Source organism: Streptomyces sp. NPDC017529, assembly GCF_044329785.1.
In the GTDB taxonomy this organism is placed as follows: domain Bacteria; phylum Actinomycetota; class Actinomycetes; order Streptomycetales; family Streptomycetaceae; genus Streptomyces.
In genome coordinates, this window is sequence record NZ_JBIRJY010000022.1 from 1 (window position 1) to 18,409 (window position 18,409).

Annotated in this window: 19 protein-coding genes and 1 pseudogene; 8 read left to right on the forward strand and 12 right to left on the reverse strand. The window is 72.3% G+C overall.

From position 1 onward, the window contains the following. Positions 1 to 239 (forward strand): hypothetical protein (locus ACH4K4_RS33195; protein WP_398172588.1); only part of this gene is annotated, 239 nt, incomplete at its 5' end. Positions 240 to 792: 553 nt separating this feature from the next. Here the strand turns inward: ACH4K4_RS33195 and ACH4K4_RS33200 are convergent. The 3 genes from ACH4K4_RS33200 to ACH4K4_RS33210 form a co-directional block, all read right to left on the reverse strand. Beyond that, positions 793 to 1,689, reverse strand: coding sequence for a hypothetical protein (locus ACH4K4_RS33200; protein ID WP_398172590.1), 897 nt, complete (start codon positions 1,687 to 1,689; stop codon positions 793 to 795). Positions 1,690 to 1,933: 244 nt separating this feature from the next. Further along, entirely contained in the window at positions 1,934 to 2,119 is a 186-nt protein-coding gene (locus ACH4K4_RS33205; RefSeq protein WP_398172592.1) for a DUF397 domain-containing protein, read from the reverse strand. Next, on the reverse strand, positions 2,116 to 2,904 hold the full coding sequence (locus ACH4K4_RS33210) for a helix-turn-helix domain-containing protein (RefSeq protein ID WP_398172735.1): 789 nt from the start codon (positions 2,902 to 2,904) through the stop codon (positions 2,116 to 2,118). Before ACH4K4_RS33210 ends, ACH4K4_RS33205 begins: the two co-directional genes overlap by 4 nt. Before the next feature lie 108 nt (positions 2,905 to 3,012). Between ACH4K4_RS33210 and ACH4K4_RS33215 the strand changes: the two are divergent. Beyond that, positions 3,013 to 3,420, forward strand: a pseudogene (locus tag ACH4K4_RS33215) (ATP-binding protein); the annotation flags it as partial. A gap of 22 nt (positions 3,421 to 3,442) precedes the next feature. Continuing rightward, positions 3,443 to 3,610: a hypothetical protein gene (locus tag ACH4K4_RS33220; protein WP_398172743.1), complete on the forward strand. Its 168-nt coding sequence runs from the start codon at positions 3,443 to 3,445 to the stop codon at positions 3,608 to 3,610. Positions 3,611 to 3,862: 252 nt separating this feature from the next. Here the strand turns inward: ACH4K4_RS33220 and ACH4K4_RS33225 are convergent, their stop codons facing one another. The 4 genes from ACH4K4_RS33225 to ACH4K4_RS33240 all read right to left on the reverse strand — a co-directional run bounded on the left by ACH4K4_RS33225 (position 3,863) and on the right by ACH4K4_RS33240 (position 9,209). After that, positions 3,863 to 4,567 (reverse strand): LuxR C-terminal-related transcriptional regulator, encoded by a 705-nt coding sequence (locus ACH4K4_RS33225; RefSeq protein ID WP_398172594.1) that lies wholly within the window; start codon positions 4,565 to 4,567, stop codon positions 3,863 to 3,865. 78 nt (positions 4,568 to 4,645) lie between these two features. Beyond that, positions 4,646 to 5,968, reverse strand: coding sequence for a PspC domain-containing protein (locus ACH4K4_RS33230; RefSeq protein WP_398172596.1), 1,323 nt, complete (start codon positions 5,966 to 5,968; stop codon positions 4,646 to 4,648). A 174-nt stretch (positions 5,969 to 6,142) separates the two neighbouring features. Beyond that, positions 6,143 to 7,954 carry a serine/threonine-protein kinase gene (locus ACH4K4_RS33235; RefSeq protein WP_398172598.1) on the reverse strand — a complete coding sequence of 604 codons (1,812 nt, stop codon included), beginning with the start codon at positions 7,952 to 7,954 and terminating at the stop codon, positions 6,143 to 6,145. A 154-nt stretch (positions 7,955 to 8,108) separates the two neighbouring features. Then, complete coding sequence (locus ACH4K4_RS33240) at positions 8,109 to 9,209, reverse strand: winged helix DNA-binding domain-containing protein (protein ID WP_398172600.1); 1,101 nt, start codon at positions 9,207 to 9,209, stop codon at positions 8,109 to 8,111. Between the two features lie 211 nt (positions 9,210 to 9,420). Here ACH4K4_RS33240 and ACH4K4_RS33245 point away from each other — a divergent pair, with 211 nt between their 5' ends. Further along, complete coding sequence (locus tag ACH4K4_RS33245) at positions 9,421 to 10,830, forward strand: PspC domain-containing protein (RefSeq protein ID WP_398172602.1); 1,410 nt, start codon at positions 9,421 to 9,423, stop codon at positions 10,828 to 10,830. Next, complete coding sequence (locus tag ACH4K4_RS33250; protein WP_398172604.1) at positions 10,827 to 11,057, forward strand: hypothetical protein; 231 nt, start codon at positions 10,827 to 10,829, stop codon at positions 11,055 to 11,057. The genes ACH4K4_RS33245 and ACH4K4_RS33250 overlap by 4 nt, the downstream gene beginning before the upstream one ends. Here ACH4K4_RS33250 and ACH4K4_RS33255 read toward each other — a convergent pair. Further along, positions 11,042 to 11,779 (reverse strand): acetoacetate decarboxylase, encoded by a 738-nt coding sequence (locus ACH4K4_RS33255; protein ID WP_398172606.1) that lies wholly within the window; start codon positions 11,777 to 11,779, stop codon positions 11,042 to 11,044. The two genes, ACH4K4_RS33250 and ACH4K4_RS33255, sit on opposite strands and share 16 nt — an antisense overlap. 158 nt (positions 11,780 to 11,937) lie before the next feature. Between ACH4K4_RS33255 and ACH4K4_RS33260 the strand changes: the two genes are divergently transcribed. Continuing rightward, a complete protein-coding gene (locus ACH4K4_RS33260; RefSeq protein WP_398172608.1) occupies positions 11,938 to 12,810 on the forward strand; it encodes a 3-hydroxyacyl-CoA dehydrogenase family protein in 873 nt (290 codons plus the stop codon). 65 nt (positions 12,811 to 12,875) lie between these two features. After that, positions 12,876 to 13,490 carry a TetR/AcrR family transcriptional regulator gene (locus ACH4K4_RS33265; RefSeq protein ID WP_398172610.1) on the forward strand — a complete coding sequence of 205 codons (615 nt, stop codon included), beginning with the start codon at positions 12,876 to 12,878 and terminating at the stop codon, positions 13,488 to 13,490. 246 nt (positions 13,491 to 13,736) lie between these two features. Here ACH4K4_RS33265 and ACH4K4_RS33270 read toward each other — a convergent pair whose 3' ends face one another. From ACH4K4_RS33270 to ACH4K4_RS33280, 3 genes are all read right to left on the reverse strand, one after another. Continuing rightward, positions 13,737 to 14,273, reverse strand: coding sequence for a DoxX family protein (locus ACH4K4_RS33270; protein ID WP_398172612.1), 537 nt, complete (start codon positions 14,271 to 14,273; stop codon positions 13,737 to 13,739). Positions 14,274 to 14,412: 139 nt separating this feature from the next. Beyond that, on the reverse strand, positions 14,413 to 15,651 hold the full coding sequence (locus ACH4K4_RS33275) for a hypothetical protein (protein WP_398172737.1): 1,239 nt from the start codon (positions 15,649 to 15,651) through the stop codon (positions 14,413 to 14,415). Positions 15,652 to 15,936: 285 nt separating this feature from the next. Continuing rightward, positions 15,937 to 16,743: a class II aldolase/adducin family protein gene (locus tag ACH4K4_RS33280; protein WP_398172614.1), complete on the reverse strand. Its 807-nt coding sequence runs from the start codon at positions 16,741 to 16,743 to the stop codon at positions 15,937 to 15,939. 133 nt (positions 16,744 to 16,876) lie between these two features. Here ACH4K4_RS33280 and ACH4K4_RS33285 point away from each other — a divergent pair, with 133 nt between their 5' ends. After that, positions 16,877 to 17,674, forward strand: a complete 798-nt coding sequence (locus ACH4K4_RS33285) for a maleylpyruvate isomerase family mycothiol-dependent enzyme (protein ID WP_398172616.1) — start codon at positions 16,877 to 16,879, stop codon at positions 17,672 to 17,674. Between the two features lie 49 nt (positions 17,675 to 17,723). On the opposite strand, the gene ACH4K4_RS33290 is transcribed toward ACH4K4_RS33285, so the two are convergent. Then, positions 17,724 to 18,308 carry a Uma2 family endonuclease gene (locus tag ACH4K4_RS33290; RefSeq protein WP_398172618.1) on the reverse strand — a complete coding sequence of 195 codons (585 nt, stop codon included), beginning with the start codon at positions 18,306 to 18,308 and terminating at the stop codon, positions 17,724 to 17,726. Positions 18,309 to 18,409: the final 101 nt, after the last annotated feature.

Genomic DNA, 18,409 nt, shown 5'->3' on the forward strand with positions numbered 1-18,409 from the left:
GGGTCCCCGCCCTCGCGTCCGCCGGCAACGCCCAGGGCAAGGTCGTCGACACGGGCAAGGGCTACCGCCAGTTCGTGCCCACCGCGGGCCAGGAGACACCGGACTTCTGGGCCACCCTGCCCGGCGGCAACAACGGCTCCGGAATCCTGCGCTTCTACCCGGGCGGCCGGACGGTCCACGGCGACCCCGTGAAGATCGGCGACGGGTCCTGGACCACGGCCATCGTCGGCATCTTCTAACGGCTTGCGCCTGACAAAGCCCCCGCGCGTGTTCACGCGCGGGGGCTTTTTCGGTTGGGGGCGAGGCCGCACGAGAAGGCAACGGAGGCCGTCCGAGTCGACAGTGGAGGATGCCGAAGACGCGGTCGCGCCCAGGATCGGGGCAGCCTCGAAGACCTTGAGGGTGACAGATAGCGGTCATCCCACTGGCGGGAGTAGCCGGTGCGGCCGGCCGGGCCTGGGTAGGTGCGGTGGTGAGGGCAGAGCTTTCTTCATGCCCGTTAAATGGGCACCGGCCCGAGCCGCAGCATCGCCGACATGTGGCCCGGCCTGAAGGGGACCGAGTTCGCCGCCTCCACGCCCGCGCCGGGCTTCACGCCGGCCAAGGCACACGTCGACTTCTGGATCGACTTCGTCAACAACGGCGAATCCAACCCCAATCCCTACGGCTCGATCCGGCTGGACCTGAAAGACGGCAGCCGCTTCCGCATCTGGCCCCGGAAGAACCAGGGCAACGCCACGGCAACGCCACCCCGGTCCAGACCAGCGCGGTCCCTGGAGCCGGGTGCGTTTGTTATTCGCGGACGCGGCATAGGGCGGCGTAGTGGTGGGTTCGTTGGGCTTGGAGGTGGGCGGCGGGCTGGTTCGGGGGTGGGGAGTCGCCTCGGCAGGGGCGGCAGAGGCCGCCGGGGAGGGCTTCGGGGCGGCCCGGTACGCCGCACTCGGTGCATTCCATGATGCGGGTGGGGGTGGGAGTGGGCGTCGACGGCGGTGTGGGTGGGAGTTTGGCGGTTAGGCGGGTGCGGGCCAGGGCGCCTGGGGAGTGGACCTCGGGTGGCAGGCCGGCGGTGAGGGCTGTCACGAGGTATGCGCTCGTTGCGCCGCGCGCCAGCCATTCGGCGGCCAGGCCTTCGAGCGCGGCGCATTCGGCGGCGGAGAGGATCATGCGCGGGTCGGCGGTGCCGAGGGCGGCGAGGGCCGCGTACGCCGGTGAGGGGGCCGGTGGGGCCGGGCGGGGGTTGGCGTGGGCCACGGGGCGGGCGGGTTGCGGTCGCTCGTCCGGTTGAACCTGTGGGGATGTGGCGCCTGTCAAGAAGCGGTGCCACCAGGTGTCGTCGCGGGCGGTGCGGGTGAAGTACGTGCGGTACACCCACTGGGAGCGGCCGTTGCCGACGGTCTCCTGGACGCGGCGCAGGTGGCCTGCGGTGGAGAGGTGGGTGAGCGCGGAGCGTACGGCTTGCTGGCCGTAGCGGGGCTGGGCGGCGGCGAGCGTTTTGACGTCCATCGCGGCGCCGTCGGGCAGCCGGTCGATGAAGGCGGCGAGGAACGCTTCGCGTTCCGGGAGGTGGGAGAAGGCGTCCGGCCGGGGGCGGTCCTGGTCCGGGGCGGAGCGTTTTCCGTAGCCGGAGGCGGCGCGGGGGTGGGGAGCTACGGGCGCGCAGGGCACCGTAGTAGGTTGGGTGTCAGCCACGAGATCGCTGCTTTCGATCTTGGAGGTCAGACCCCGGTTCGGTGTTGGTAGCACCAGCCGGGGTTGTTTTGTGTGTTGTGTGGGCTTGCAGTCGCGACGGTAGAGGGTGACGACGGTCGGTGGCAAGCCGGTCACGGGAAGTGATGCGCGCTGGTGCGTGCGGGGTTGGGAGGGTGGGTGGGTTGTTCCATCCCGCCCGTTCCTTAGAGGAGGGGCTCGGGGCCCGCCCCCCGGAGCTCGGGGCTCAGCCCCCGAAGGCGGCGAAGGCTATGAAGGCCGCCCATGCGTGCGGGGTGATGGTGAGTCGGGGCCCGGCCGCGTTCTTGGAGTCGCGGACGTGGATGGCCTGGGGGCGAATGGCTATCTCCACGCATGCGTCGCCGCCCGGAGAGCTGTAGCTGGACTTCATCCACGCGCTCGTAGCACTCACAGGTCCTTCGCCACCTTTCGGATGTACGCGTCGCTGTCCTCAACGTCCAGCGCTTGCATGCGAATCATGCCGTACAGGTGGGCCAGTTCACTTACGTTGCTCGCCTCCGATTGCAGCGTGCTGACGCCCTGGCCTGCCGAATATGCGTATGTCTCGTGCGCGGCAGTTTCGAGCAACACGACCGGCCCATCGAGCGCCTGGTAGGGAGCGCGGTCGGCCGGCAGGATCTGGATCGATACGTTGCGCAGTCTCTGGCACTCCAGCAGGCGGTCAAGTTGCCGCTTCATCATCTCGGCGCCTCCTACCATCGTGCGCAATGCGGCCTCGTAGATCACGAAGCTGAACAGTACGGTTGACTCGGCCTCAAGCCGCTGCTGGCGTTGAAGCCGAAAACTGAGACGCGTCTCCACAACCTCGTCGTCCACCGGAGGGAACGCGTGACTCATCAGCTCGCGCGCGTGCTCCTCGGTCTGCAACAAGCCCGGAATGTAAAGGGTTTCATACCAGTTCAGCGCGATCGCATCGCGCTCAAGGGCCATGTACTCACTGCTGCGCTCCGGGTACTTCTCCGGCCTCAAATAATCCTGCGCCGCCTCCAACATCCCATGTGCCCCGCACATCTGATCCGCAACCTGGAGCACGCGCAGGGTCGGACGTCGGCGGCCCTGTTCCATGGACTTTACGTACTCGGCGTCGTAATTCGCTTCCTCGGCGAGGGCCTCGCGGGAAATCCCCGCATACGTGCGCCACAACTTGAGTTGGTTTCCGCAGTAGCGCCATGCCATCGGCGGTTGGGATGGTTCGTTCGTCACCGTGCCCCCCTTTCGTCGGCACGACCGGTACAGCCGGGTGCGTACCCTTGTCGCGGCTGCTGACGGTACGCCCGCGCCGACATGCTCAGTGCCGTGAACGACGGAAATTCCCCCCTTCAGAACGAATGGTGGCTGCCGCGCCATCCCCGGAGCGCACAGCGGGCCCGCAAGTACCTGCGTGAACTGGCGGAGGTGTGGCAGCTGCAAGCCGATGTGACGGACACGGCCGTGCTCGTCCTCAACGAACTGACGGCCAATGCCTGTGTCCACGCGCGCGTTCCGCGCGGGCGTTACGTCAGGGTGCGGTGCCTGCTGTACGCGGGACGGCTTCGCGTGGAGGTGGCGGATGCCGGTTCCGCGATGCCCGAGCCCCGGGTGGCGGGCGTTGACGACGAGGGCGGGCGTGGGCTGGCGTTGGTCGCGGCGCTGGCGGACGAGTGGGGGGCGTACCCGCGTCCGTACGGCATCGGGAAGGTCGTGTGGTTCGAGCTCAAGCTGGCCGTTTTCTTGGATGCTGATCCGGGCCAAGGCGCAAGGCGAGCTGGCGGAAGAGGCGGATGTGCGGGCGCAGGCCCGTTTCCTGGTCACGTTCGTCCAGGGGCTGCGGGTCATCGGCAAGACGGGTGACGAGCGGCGGATCAATGACGCGGTCGAGCAGGCGATGACCGTGCTGCGCTGACGAGTTCACCGGCAAGCCCCGCCCGCGCGCGGGGTTTCGCCCGCTCGTTCAGGGGTTTAGCGCGCTCTTTTATCGGCCCCCTGTCGCTGTGCGCCCAGCTGACCCACCCGGAGGTACGCGGCTGGGCCATCGCCGTCCTCACGGTGGGCGCGGCGCTGTGCGCGGCCGTGGGCGTGCCGCGACCGGACGAGCGCGCCGACGCGGGCGGCGGCCCTACGAGTACGAGCGCGCCGGCTTCCGGAGCCGCCTGCGTTACACCAACCGCCGGGCCGTAGCCCACCGCGTCAGCTCGTGCCGGTTGGAGAGCTGGAGCTTGCGCAGCACCGCCGAGACGTGCGACTCGACCGTCTTGACGGAGATGAACAGCTGCTTGGCGATCTCCTTGTACGCGTAGCCGCGCGCGATCAGGCGCAGCACCTCGCGCTCGCGCTGGGTGAGGCGGTCCAGGTCCTCGTCCACCGGCGGGGCGTCCGTGGAGGCGAAGGCGTCCAGGACGAAGCCGGCCAGGCGCGGGGAGAAGACCGCGTCGCCGTCGGAGACCCGGAAGACCGCGTCGACCAGGTCCTTACCGGTGATCGTCTTGGTGACGTAGCCACGGGCGCCGCCGCGGATGACGCCGATGACGTCCTCGGCGGCGTCCGACACGGACAGCGCGAGGAAGCGCACGGGACGTTCGGGGTCGGCCATCATGGCGGCGGAGCGGCGCAGCACCTCGACGCCACCGCCGCCCGGGAGGTGCACGTCCAGCAGGACGACCTCGGGGCGGGTCGCGGTGATGACCGTGACGGCCTGGTCGACGTCGGCGGCCTCGCCGACGACCTCCACGCCCGTCTCGTCGGTGCGGCCGATCTCGGCCTGGACGCCCGTACGGAACATCCGGTGGTCGTCGACGAGGACGACCCGTACCGTGCGGGTGGGGCCGCCGGTCGGCTCATCCTGTGCGGCGTCGCTGCTCATCTCGTCCGTCCGTCCGTCGTTGGTGTGGGTGTGGGTGTTTGGGCTGGGGTTGGCTCCGCTTTCGTCTCTCATCATCCGTCATCCGCCTTCAGGCACGCGTTCCATCTCCAGCTCGACCTCGGTGCCGCCGTCCGGCGCGGAACGCAGCCGGGCCGTGCCACCGTTGCGCTGCATGCGGCCGATGATCGACTCCCGTACGCCCATGCGGTCGCCGGGGACCGCGTCGAGGTCGAAGCCGGGGCCGCGGTCGCGTACGGAGACGAAGACGGTACGGCCCTCGACCTCGGCGTACACCTGCACGGCGCCGCCCTCGCCGCCGTACTTCGCCGCGTTGACCATGGCCTCGCGCGCGGCCTGCAACTGCGCGCTCAGCTTCTCGTCCAGCGGGCAGTCGCCGACGACCACGACCTCGATGGGCACGCCGTGGTGGTCCTCGACCTCGGCGGCGGCCTTGCGCACCGCCTCGGCGAGAGTGTCCGGCTCCTGCGCCTCGTCCTTGCCCCGGCCCTCCGGCTTGTAGAGCCAGGCGCGCAGTTCGCGTTCCTGGGCGCGGGCGAGCCGCGCCACCTCGCGGGGGTCCTCCGCGTTGCGCTGGATCAGGGTGAGCGTGTGCAGGACGGAGTCGTGGACATGCGCGGCGACTTCGGCGCGTTCCTGCGCGCGGATGCGCATCAGCCGTTCCTCGGACAGGTCCTGCATCATGCGCACGAGATAGGGGCCCACGAGCAGCGCGATGCCCACCACGACGGCGATGGAGGCCTGGAGCACCGCGCCGAGATGGCGGACCGAGCCCTGGAGGACGAAGATGCCGGTCACGCCGACGCAGACCAGCACCACACCGGCCGCGCCGCGCAGCACGGGCAGCACGCCCTTGCGGCGGCCCATCTCCAGCCACTGCGCGCGGCGCGCGTTGTCCGCCTGCCGCCAGACGAGCGCGACACCCGCGCCGATCAGCAGGACCGGCCACACATAGGCGTTGGCGCGGCCCAGCTCGAACCTGGACGCCACCACGGCCGCGCCCGCGAGCAGCGTGAACAGCGCGAAGACCTGCCCCTTGTCGGCCTTGCGCACGGCCGACAGGCGGCCGCCGCCCCGCTCTGACGGCTTGCGCCCGGCCGCCCCGTTCACGTTCACACGGGCCGCGTCCACGCCCCCGACGCCCAGCGGCACGATGAACCAGAACGCGGCGTACAGCAGCGCGCCCATGCCCTCGGCCATGAACAGCGCGACGAAGACGACCCGCACCCAGGACACCGGCAGCCCGAGATGCCCGGCCAGCCCGCGCGCCACACCGCCCAGCAACCGGCCGTCGGCACTGCGGTAGAGCTTGCGCAGGGGCGGGTCGTCGGGGTCGGGCGCCGGGGCATAGCTCGCCTCGGGCCGGGACGGAGCGGTGGTCATGACACCGATCGTCACACGTAAGGCGGGGCGGTGGCATCAGGGTCGACCCTGACGGCACCCCTGACAGTCGGCGCGCCCGGTACGGAGGGCCCGGGTACCCGGCGCCTGGTACCCGGGGCGCTCCGTGCCGGGTACGTCCCTTACTGCCGCCGGTCCTCTACTGCTGCCGGCCCTCTACTGCTGCCGGTCCTCGGGCAGCTGGATGCCCGCCTGGACGGCGTCGAAGACCTTCTTGTACTTCTCCCACTCGGCGGCCGGCGCGGAGAGGTAGACCGCGTACTCCTTCTCTCCGGGCTTGCCGAACCCCAGGTCGATGGCGCGGTACTCGCGCGCGCTCCCCGCCCACTTCCACTCCCACAGCGCCGCCGGCTGCCCGCGGAAGGCCGTGCGGTGCATCCGCAGCTGCTGGTAGCCGGGGAATCTGCCCTCCCTGAGGGCCGCCTTCTCGTTGTCCTTCCAGTGCTGAAGGGCGTCGGTGTTCGCGAAGTCGAGGACTTCGATACGCAGGCTGACCAGCGGGTTCGCCGGGTCGCGGTAGTTGGAGCCGCCGCCGCCCTGCTTCTCCGTGCGGGTCCAGCCGTCCGGCAGCGGGAAGGGGAGGCCGGACGCCGGTTCCGTGACGCGGTGGTACCCGTTGGGGACCGGCCGCGGGGTGGGCTTGGGCTTCGGGGTGGTGGGCGACGTCTCGGGGGTCTGCGGGGCGCCGTCGGACGCCTGGGCGCCGTCGTTCTGCCAGAGGCCGGCGGAGTACAGCGCGCCGCCCGTGATGCCCAGTACGGCGACCACGGCGACGGCGCTCCACACGAACGCGCGGCCGCGCTTCTTGGTGGCAGCGGGGGTGGAGGCGGTGGCGGGGGCAGCGGTGGCCGGGTAGGCCAGGGCGGGGTGGACCGGGGCGGTCACGCCGTCCGCTCGGGCCGCTCCGGTGGTGCCACCGGTCGCGGACGTATGGCCGGTCGCGGGCGTGTAGCCGGTCGCGGGTCCGAAGCCCGTCGCCGACGTGACGCCCGTCGGGTTCGTGCCGCCCGTCGGGTTCGTGCCGCCCGTCGGGTCCGTGTCGTCCGTACGGCCCGTGTGTTCCGTGCCGTCCTCGCCGGACGCCGCGCGGGCGCGGGCCGCCGCCGGGTTCACCCACGCCGTGTCCGGGTCGGCGGCCGGTGCGCGCAGCGCCTGCTCGACGGCCTGGGCCGTGGGACGGTCGGCGGGTTCCTTCGCGAGCAGTGCCTCGATCAGCGCGGTCAGCGGGCCGGCGCTGCGCGGCGGGTCCAGCGGGTCCATGGCGATGGAGTACGCCGTCTCGACCGCCGTCAGCTTGCGGAACGGGGGCCGCCCCTCCAGCGCCTGGTAGAGCGTCGCGCCCAGCGCCCACAGGTCCGAGGCGGGACCCGGCGTACCGCCCTTGACCCGCTCGGGAGCGAGGTAGTCGATGGAACCGACCAGCTCGCCGGTCTTGGTGAGGGTGGACGTGCCGGTGGCGACCGCGATGCCGAAGTCGGTGAGCACGACCCGGCCGTCCTCGCCGAGCAGGACGTTTCCCGGCTTGACGTCGCGGTGCAGGACTCCGGCGGCGTGCGCGGCGCGCAGTGCGGCGATCATGCCGCGGCCGATCCGGGCCGTCTCGCCCAGCGGCACCGCGCCGTCCGCCGCGGTGGCCTCCTTGATGACGTCGCCGAGGGTGACCGAGGGCACGTACTCCATGACGATGCACGGCAGCCCGGCATCGTCCACGACGTCGTGGACGCTGACCACGTTGGGGTGGTTGATGCGGGCGGCGGCCTGGGCCTCGCGGCGGGTGCGCTCGTTGCGGCGGGCCAGCTCGTCGGCGTCCAGCTCCGGGGAGACGTGCAGCCGCTTGACCGCGACCTGCCGGCCGAGCAGCTCGTCGTGGGCCCGCCAGACGGTGCCCATACCGCCCCGGCCTATCTCCTCGACCAGGCGGTACCGCCCGGCGACCAGCCGCCCGTCGTCCACCGCCGCCTCCGTCACCGCGCCGCGCCCCTTCGGTTCCCCCCGTACAGGTGTCCGGCGCAACGATAGTCGTCCGAGGGCCGCCGGAGGTGGGCCGGGGCGCGGCCGCCGGACGCGTCCCACGGCCTTTGCCACGAAGCGCGCCGCGTTCGTGCCGGTCTGTGCCCGTCGCTCAGCCGGGCGGCGCGGCGATCTCCGCGCGTTGGCTCTCGCGGTCGGAGAGGAACGACGCCAGCGCCTGCGCCTCGTCGGCCACGCCGGTGCGCTCCGCCCGGGAGAAGCGGCGCAGTGGCGTGACCGTCACGGTGCCGTCCGTGACGGTCCAGGTCGCGGCGACCCGGCCGTCGACCAGGACGACGCGCGCGCCGGCGACCGACAGGCCGCGGTGGACGTCATCGATGATCCGGCCGCGGTCCTGGTAGCCGAGGATCGCGTTGTCGAACGCCGGCAGGAACCGCACCGGCGCGGGCGTGCCGGGGTCGGGGCGCGGCGCGTCGGGCAGGTCCAGCAGTTCGCGGCCCCGCTCGTCGCGGAAGGTGACCAGTTCGTCGCGTACGGCGGCGACCGCGGCCGGCAGCCCGGCGAGGCCGCACCAGGCGCGCAGGTCGGCCGAGGCGGCGGGGCCGAAGGCGGCCAGGTAGCGGCGTACCAGCGCCTCACCCGCCGCATCGGCACCGTTCGCGCCCGGCGGGTCGATGTCGCGGCCGAGCCAGGAGGCGAGCGGGACGTTGCGTACGCCGCCCTTCGTACGCCAGAGGCCGCGCGGTGGCAGCTGCACCATCGGGATCAGGGCGGCGACCAGCATCTCCCCCAGCGGCCGCGGCCCCGGCCCCGGCCAGCGCCCGGCGACCGCCCGCGCCAGCTCGGGCATCGAGCGGGGCTCGCCGTCGGCCATGACGGCCAGGCCCGCCGCGGCGAGTTCGTCGAGATCCACTCCGTCCAGCTCACGGCGGTAGGTGGCGAGGACCCGTTGGCGCAGCATCGCGTCGTGGCGGGCGCGCCAGGCCAGGACGTCGTCGGCGGTGAGGAGGTGGACGGTGCGGCGCATGAGGTGGGTGCGCACCACGCGCCGTCCGGTCAGCAGGTCCGAGAGGGTGGCCGGGTCGAACGCGTGCAGCCGCGACCAGAGCCCGACGAACGGTTCCTGCGGTTCCTGCGCCTGGAGGCCGCACAGGTGCGCGACGGCGTCGAGGACCGGTACGTCGGCGCGGTCGAGAAGCAGCTGCCGGGCGAGCGTCGCGCGGTTGAGCGCTCGGGCGTCGAGAACCGTCACTGTTGCTTCCCTGCTTTCGATCGCGTGCTGGACCGGATGCCGACTACCAGGTGCCGAATGCCGGGCGCCGGATGCCGGGTGTCGCTACCTTGCCTCTCATCGAGGACAGGGCGTGTCCTCGATGGGTAACGGACGCCCATTCGGTGATCTCAGGGACCAACCAGGGTTCCCACCGATGCCGCCTGCCCGTGCCGCTTGCCACCATGGGCGCATGAACGATGCTGCCCCCGCCGGCACCCCACCGGACACCGACGCCGCGGGCCGCCCGGCGCCGCAGACGCCCCTGCGCCGCAGCCGGCGGCACAAGGTGGTCTCCGGTGTGTGCGGGGGCCTGGGGCGGCACTGGGACCTGGACCCGGTGATCTTCCGGATCGTGCTGGCCGTGCTGGCGGCCTCCGGCGGCATCGGCCTGATCGTGTACGGCTTCGCCTGGCTGCTGATCCCGCTGGACGGCGAGGACGAGAACGAGGGCCGCAAGCTGCTGTCCGGCCGGGTCGACGGCACGGCGCTGACCGCGCTGCTGTTCGCGCTCGTCGGCTGCGGCTTCTTCCTGACCTCCCTGGCCAACCGCGGCGTGCTGACCTTCACCGTCATGCTCGCGCTGGCGGTGGGCGGCTCGGCGTACTGGTCGCGGCAGCGCCGCGCCGCCGGTACGGAAGGGCCGGGGGCCGCCGACCCGGTGACCGCGCAGGCCGTCGCGGACGCGCCGCCCGAGACGACGGCGCCGCCCACGCGGAACAGCCCGTCCTGGTGGCGCGACCCGCTCTCCAAGGAGGGGCTGCCCCATACGGGATACCTGTGGGGGCCCGGCGACGCTCCGGCCGCGTACGGGGAGGGGTACGGCGCACACAGGACGCGCGCGGGGGCGACCGCGTGGGCCGTTCCCGGGGAGCGGCGGCCCTCGGTGCCGGCCCGAAGCCGCCGTACGGGCCGTTCGATCGGCGGCTGGACGTTTCTGCTGGCACTGGTCGCGGGCCTGTCGGTGGCCGGCGCCGTCTCGAACGACCACCGCCTGTCCACGGTCCTGGTCGCCGGGCTGTCCGCCGCCCTCGTGGTCTTCGGCCTCGGGCTGGTCGTCAGCGCCTGGTTCGGCCGGACCGGCGGCGGCACGGTCTTCATGGTGATCCTCACGTCCGTGCTGCTGGCGGGCGCCGCGGTACTGCCCGAGAACGTCTCCGCCGACTGGAGCGACCAGACGTGGCTCCCGCTGGACGCCGCCTCCGTACAGCCGCGTTACGACCTCGGGGCGGGGCGCGGCGAACTGGACCTCAGCGAGGTGCCGTTCAAGAACGGGCAGACGGTGAGCACCCGGGCCTCGGTCGGTGCCGGGCAGCTCCAGGTGGTCGTGCCGGCCGGCGTCACGGCGCGGCTGCACATCGACGTCGGCCTCGGCGACGTACGGCTGCCGGGCGAGACGTCCGAGGACTTCCGCCTCTCGGCCGACCAGGAGCAGACCGTCACACTGCCCGCCGAGGGCCTGAAGCCGGGCGAGAAGCCGCGCGGAACACTGGACCTCGACCTGGAGGTCGGCGCGGGCCAGGTGGACGTACGGCGCGCCGCCCCGTCGGCGGCCCCCACCCCGGCCCCGCCCGCGACGACCGCCCCCGGAGGACAGCAGTGAAGCGCCACCCCTTCGAGCCCGCCCGGCTGATCACCGGCCTGACCGCGCTGGGCGTGGGCGGCGCCTACGGACTCGAAGCGGCCGGGGCGTGGGACCTGCCGGGCGCGGCACCGGTGCTGGCCGTACCGGCGGGCCTGTGCCTGTCGGGGATCACGGCGGCCGTCTGGAGCGCGGTACGCAGGCACCGGGCGGCGCCGTCCAAGGCCGAGGGTCAAGCGGCGAGGTAGTCGAAGACCGGCTCGGCGGGGGCGAGGGTGAGGTCGGTCAGGATGTGGCTGGCGTCGACGACCTCGCGGACGGGCAGGTCGGCCAGCGGCGCCATGACGTGCTCGAAGAGCTGGAGTCGGGCCGGGCCGCGCCAGGCCTCCCGCACGGTGATGTCGGTGATCCGCATGCGGACCAGATCGCAGACGCGGGGCCGGAAGTCGTAGCCGGGGACCGTCTTGACGGCGAAGGTGGGCACGGTGATCTGCGCGCGGGCCTCCTCCGGGTCGAGCGGCTGCCACTTGTAGGCCATGGTGGCGGTGGCGACGCGCTCGCTGCCGTAGTCGAGGGTGCCGATGAGGGCGCCGCGCTCGTGGCGCAGTGCTGGCTCGCCCGCGACCTTCGGGTAGGCGCTCAGTTCGCGGCCCGCTGCGGTGGCGCCGAAGGAGTCCAGGTACATGACGTGCAGGTACTCGCCGTGCTCGGCTCCGTACCGGGCCGGGATGACCTGGCCGCACTCCGTGTAAGGACCGTAGCCGTCCACCTCGCCCATGCGCATGACCTCGAAGCGCACGAGGGGCTCGTCGATCTCCAGTGGCTCCGGGACCACCGCGCGCAGGGCGTCCGGGTCGGTCCGGTAGACGACGTTGAAGTACTCGCGGCCCGTGAAGCGGGTGGGCCGCGGGGGATAGAGCGGGACGGTCAGGGGGGTGGTTACCGCGGCGGTCACCTGGTCGGCGCGCATGGGCTGCTCCTCGGGTCGCTAGGGCGGCGGACGCCCCTCCAGTTGCATACAAGGTGTATCGGATACACACTGTATCCAGAAGTTGGGCGGTACATCCACCCGCGTCCGGCCCCGCACCCGCCCCCGCGGGGCCACGAGACAGGAGCAGCAGAGCAGCCATGAGCTTCACCCCTCCCTCCCACCACCAGGACCGGCCGGTCGCCGTCGTCGGCGCGGGCACGCTCGGCCGCCGCATCGCCTTGATGTTCGCCACCCGCGGCGGCCTGGTCCGCATCCACGACCCCGCCGCCGAAGCCGGCGAAGCGGCCTGCGCCTATGTGGCCCGCGAACTGCCCGAGGTGGTGCGGACCATCGACGGCGGCCGGCCCGGAACCGTCGAGGCCTCGACCGACCTGACGCGCGCCCTCGCGGACGCCTGGCTGGTCATCGAGGCCGTACCGGAGCGCCTGGACCTGAAGAAGCGTCTCTTCGCGGACCTGGACGCGCTCGCCGAGCCGGACGCCATCCTGGCCAGCAACTCCTCCTCCTACGCGACGAGCCACCTCGTCGACAGCGTGCGCACCCCCGAGCGCCTGCTGAACCTGCACTTCTACATGCCGCCCCGGCAGAACGCCGCCGACGTGATGTCCTGCGGCCGCACCGACCCCGGCGCCGTCGAACTGCTGCTGAAGGTGCTGCCCGACTACGGCATCCACCCGTTCGAGGCCCGCCGGGAGAGCACCGGCTTCATCTTCAACCGCGTCTGGGCCGCCATGAAGCGGGAATGCCTCGCCGTGGTCGCCGACGGCGTTTCCACCCCGGCGGACATCGACCGCATGTGGCAGGTCAACACGGGTGCTTCGGCCGGTCCGTTCCGCCTGATGGACGCCATCGGCCTGGACGTCGTCCTGGACATCGAGAACCACTACGCCGCCGAACGCCCCGGGCTGCCCGAAGGACCCCGTGAGTTGCTGCACACGTACGTGGACGCGAACCGCCTCGGCGTCAAGACCGGTGCCGGCTTCTACGACGACTACCGGCAGCAGGGCTGACGGAAGGCCCGGAACGGGCGGGCACGTACCCTTCGGGAGGAACCATCACCTGCAGGGAGCGGTACGTGCCCAAGTCACCCACCAAGCGCCGGCCGGCCACCGTCGCCGCGCTCACCGGCAGCGCGCTCACCCTCTTCGCCGAGCGCGGCTTCCACGCCACGTCGATCAGTGACATCGTCCAGCGGGCCGGGCTGACCCGCGGCGCCTTCTACTCCAACTTCCGGGACAAGGAAGAACTGTTCCTCGCCCTGTACGACGCGCACACCGACCGCCTCCTGGCCGAACTACGGCACCAGGTCGAGTCCTTCACGAACGACGCCGACCCGGTCGCGCGCGTCTTCGACCTCCTGGCGACGCACGACGCGCAGGAGCGTTCCTGGTTCCTGGTCTCCATGGAGTTCACGCTGCACGCGGCGCGCCACCCGGAGGTCGCGCGGGCCCTGGCCGAGCACGAGGAGCGTCTCAACGCCGGTCTGGCCGAGGTCCTGGACCACTGCCTCGCCTCCTCCGGGCACACCACCGACATCTCCTCCACCGCCCTCGCCCGCCTGGTCGTGGCCCTCTACGAGGGGCTCACCGCCATGCGCGTCACCCACCCCACCGCCGAGACCGACCCCACCCCGCTGGCCCGCCGCGCGCTCCCCCACCTCGTCCGCGCACTCGGAACACCCCAGAACTGACGGCGGCACCGGCACGGGCCGGACGTCGCGCCGTACAGTCCCCGATCACAGCGGCCGACGAGGCCGTGGAGCCGGCCGGCGACCACCGGCCGCCCAGCTGATCAAGGAGCGAGGAACATGGGCCGGGTCGGTCTGCCGCAGGCCGGGGCAGTCCGCGTGAGGCGGGAAGAGTGCCGCCATGCCGTCGATCGGCTCGGGGCCGTACAAGAGAGGGGGCGGCCCGTGGCCGGCGGGCCGTCTCCGGATCTATCCGAACAGCTGCCGCCCCTGCCTGCTGCGCCGTGCCGCGAGGACCGCGTCCAGGGACAGCATCGGCGCACCTGCCAGTACCAGCGGCAGCCACGCCATCAGGTACGCCAGGTCGTTGCCGTAGTAGTACGGCTCGGCCGCCCAGCTCACCGTGAGCCACAGGCTCAGCGAGATCAGCGCGCCGCCGAGCGCGGCGAGGCGGGCCACCAACCCGAGGAGCGTGGCGATGCCGACCGCCAGTTCGCCGGCGGCGATGGCGTACCCGAATCCCGCCGGGTTCTTCAGGGCGAGGTCCACCAGTTGGGGCACGGCGGAGGTGTCCCGTACCTGCCGCATCAGCTCGCCGACCGAACCGGTGCCGCCGGACGCGAAGAAGGCCGGGTCGGTCAGCTTGTCCAGCCCGGCGTAGACGAAGGTGACGCCGAGGAAGATCCGCAGCGGCAGGAGCGCGTACTGCGCCATCGTCCGCCGCGGGCCGCCGCCGCGGGCCGCCCCGCCCAGCCCGGTACCGACCGCACGATCCGCGTGGCTCATGGCATCCGCCTCTCCGTCGCCGCCGGACGCGGACGAAGGTGCCCGCGACCACATGTCCCACAAGGGATACGGACGTGTTTGTACCCGGTGTTCAGCCCGCAGGGCCGTCTGACCGAATCTCCGCGCGGCGCGCCCCGCGTCAGTCCTGCACGTCGATCGTGCAGGCGTTCGTCTCCACGCCCGCCGCCGTGACGACCCTGACCTCCACCCGGCCCGGCTCGACGTCCGCCGGTACGGGCACGGTCAGCACGCCGTCCGTCGGGTTGCCGAAGCCGCCGGCGACCGGGACCAGCGGCACGTGCACGTGCACCGCGCCGATCCGTACGACGGTGCGCGCCAGCAGATCGGGGTCCTCGGCGCCCGGCGGGACGAAACCGGCGCCGCGGATCTCGATGTCGTCGCCGGTCCTGATGGGCGCGGCCAGATCGCCCGGCTCCCGGGCCCGCACGACCGACAGGACGACCGGACGACCGCCCTCCGCGTACTTGCCCGCCAGGTACATGAGCGACCCGATCACGACGACGGCGGTGCCGGACCACGGCAGGTCCGGCAGCCTGGAGGGATCGCGGGCCAGCCTGACCAGCGCGAACGACACGGCCGCCACGTTCAGCAGCAGGTACTGGATGTCGGTGAGGCTGCCGCGCCCCGCGTCGTCCGTCAGCAGGTCGCCGGCGCGCGGCCGCTCGGCGCGCACCTTCTGGAGCCGGCGGGCCTGGATGCGTACGGCCACCACGCGGCGCACCAGGACGGCCACCGCGCAGGTCACCGCCAGCACCGTCAGCAGCCCGGCGCCGCGCGGCAGTGCGAGGCCGTCCATCAGGGCCCGGCGCCCGTCCGCGTCCGCCACCGCCAGTTGGACGGCCTGCACGAGGACGGTGTACGCCACCGGCAGCAGCCAGCCCGCCGCGACCGTGCGCGAGGTCGACAGCCGGTTGTCCTCACCGATCAGCGGCGCCAGCACGCCGCCCCGCGCGCGGTGCCGCCACGCCGCGACCGTCAGCGCGAGCGCCAGGACCACGGCCGCAACCAGGCCCGCCGTACGCGCCACCGTCCAGCCGGTGCCGATCGCGGTGAGGGCCTGCACGAGCACCAGGACGCCGACGCCGCCCCACAGCACCAGCAGCGTGTACCGCCACACGGCGTCCCGCCAGGCCGCGCCCTCGGCGGCGGCCCGCTCGGCGACCGCGCGGGCCGACAGCGCCAGTTCGTCCGAGACCCACTGCCGCGCCGCCCCGGCCGAATGGGCGAGCGCCGCCGGGACGCCGCGGCCGGCGGCGTACTCCTCGCGCAGCGCCACGAACGCGGCGACCGCCCTGCGATGCCCCTCGCGCGCACCCCGCGGGCACCTCCCGCAGGTGCACTCGTCGTCGCCGCCCAGCTCACCGGCCCCGGAAGCCCCGGTCGCCGGGAACCCTCCGGTCCCTCCAGCACCTCCGGTCGCCCCGGGTGTCCCGGGCGATCCGGACACCCCTGTCACACCGCCCGCCGTCTCCACCGACACGTCCGCTCCGCCCCGACTCCGGTCGCCGCCAACTTCACCGTACTGAGAGGGAATTGTGCCGTACGTGGCGGGCGTGCGCCCCCGGACGCCCGGCCGTACGGGCGGTGACGCGCGTACGGCGGGTTGACGCGGGCCCCGGAAGCCCGCCCCGGCCGGCGCCGGTCAGCCGAGCAGGTCCGGTTCACTGCGGGTGATCTGCTGGTACAGCGGCTGGTAGTTGATCCACGCGACCAGGTCGTTGCCCAGCTGCTCGCGCGTGTGCACGGCGTTCGCGTGGTCGATCAGCACGGGCTTGCCGGCCGCTCGCGCGGTCAGCTGCACCTGGCAGGAACGTTCCATCGTAATGAACCACCAGGCCGCCGCGTCCACCGAGTCGCCGACCGTCAACAGGCCGTGATTACGCAGGATCACGGCCTTGTGCGGCCCGAGGGCCGTCGCGATCCGCCGCCCCTCCTCCTCGTCCACCACGACGCCCGTGTAGTCGTCGAACAGTGCGACGTCCTCGTAGAAGGCGCACGCGTCCTGCGTGATCGGGTGCAGCAGCTGCCCCAGGGTGGAGAGGGCGCGCCCGTACACCGAGTGGCTGTGCGCCGCGGCGACGACGTCCGGGCGGGCCCGGTGGACCTGCGAATGGATCGCGAAGGCCGCCTGGTTGACGTGGTAGCGCCCCTCCACGACCTTCCCCTCGTGGTTCACCAGGATCAGATCGCCGACCGTGATGTGCTTGAACGACATGCCGAACGGATTCACCCAGAAGCAATCGGCGAACTCCGGGTCGCGGGCGGTGATGTGGCCCGCGACGCCCTCCTCGAACCCGAACCGCCCGAAGAGCCGCAGCGCGGCGGCGAGCCGTTCCTTGCGGTACCGCCGCTCCTCCTCGACGGTGGCGTGCCGCGGCGGCATGGCGAAGTGCAGCCGGTCGGTGGGCACCGGCGCGGGCGGCGAAACGGACGGCGGCTGCTCGGGCATGGCGGCTTCCTCCTCGCACGGACGACTCGTAGCGGAAGCTACCTGCCGGTAGCGGAGGTGGCCAGGGGCGCGACGCGGTTTCCCCGGCGGGAATTCGTTTCTGCCCGCAGGGACGAATCAGTACCGTGCTGCCATGTCCGCCACGACCGGTACCCCCCTGAGCTACGACCGCTACTGCGCCGAAATCGTCCACCAGACCGACCTGTTGAGGTCCGCCGTCAAAGGCGTGGACCCGGCCGCCACCGTGCCGTCCTGCCCCGGCTGGAACCTGGGGCAGCTGATCCGGCACCTCAACGGCGCCCACCGCTGGGTCGACACGATCGTACGGACCCGGGCGACCGAACCCGTCTCCGACGAGCTGGTCAACGACGCCCCCCGGCTCACCGGCGAAGACCCCGCCGAACTGGACGCCCGGCTCGCCGAGGGCGCCGCCCGCCTCTCGGAAGCCCTGCGGGCCGCCGGGCCCGGCACGCCGGTGTGGACCGTGGCCCCCGGCGGCACACCGGTGTTCTGGGCCCGCCGGATGACCCACGAGACGGCGCTCCACCGGGCCGACGCCGTACTGGCGGCCGGCGGGACGTACGCCCTCGACGAGGAGATCGCCCGCGACGCCCTCGACGAGTGGATGGGATTCCACGAGGTCGAGGAGATCGCCGAGGACCAGCCCGGCGCGCCCGCCCTGCTCGGCCCCGGCCGCACCCTCCACTTCCACGCCACCGACGCGCCCGCGGAGTGGTTCGTCGACCTCACCGGGGACGCGCCCGTCTGGCGCCACGCCCACGAGAAGGCCGCGGTCGCCGTCCGCGGCACACTCACCGACCTGGTGCTCTTCCTCTACGGCCGGCCCGCGGTCGCCGGAGGCATCGAAACCCTCGGCGACCGGCAGCTGCTCGACATCTGGCTGGAGCGGACCCGCTTCTGGCTCCGGTGACGGCGGCGCCGGCGGGAAGCACGGAAGCCTCGTCGGCGCACGTCGACGCTCAGGGAAGGGCGATCGCGGCCAGGTCGATGTCGATGTCGAAGGGAGTGCCGAGCTTCAGCCGCTCCCGGAAGGTATCGGCCAAACGGTAGATCCGGTCCTCCCTGTCGAGGTCGAAGACCTGCACCACGGGGTGACCGCCCGGCCTGGCCTTTTCGACCCGCCAGAAGTACGGAATGCCCGCGTTCGCGTACTTGTGCGGCTTGGTGTCGCGGTCCCGCGCCTCGGATTCAGGAGAAACCACTTCAACGGCGAGCAGTACGTCCCGCACCTGGAAGTGCGTCTGGTCCGAGTGGCGCACCGCCGCGGCCCGCACCACCGTGATGTCCGGCTCGGGACCGTTGCGCTCGTCGATCAACACGGTCATCTCGCGCGCAACCGTCAGTTCCGGCGGTGCGGTGCTGCGCAGCCCGCTGACCAACGAGTCGACCACCACGCTGTGGAAAAACCTCTGTGGGCTCACAAAAACCAGGCTCCCGTCGAGCAACTCCGTATGCGGCGGGAGGTCGGGCAGGGTCAGCAGGTCGTCCACGGTGTAACCGTCCGGCGGGGGCACGGGCCAGTGGTGTGTGGTCTCAGCGGTCATGAGTCCTCCCATGGACGGGATTCTGGGCCGTACGGCCAGCCTACCCACCAGAAACGCCGCAGCCGCCGCTCAAACTGATGAGCGACGGCTGCGGCGTTGAC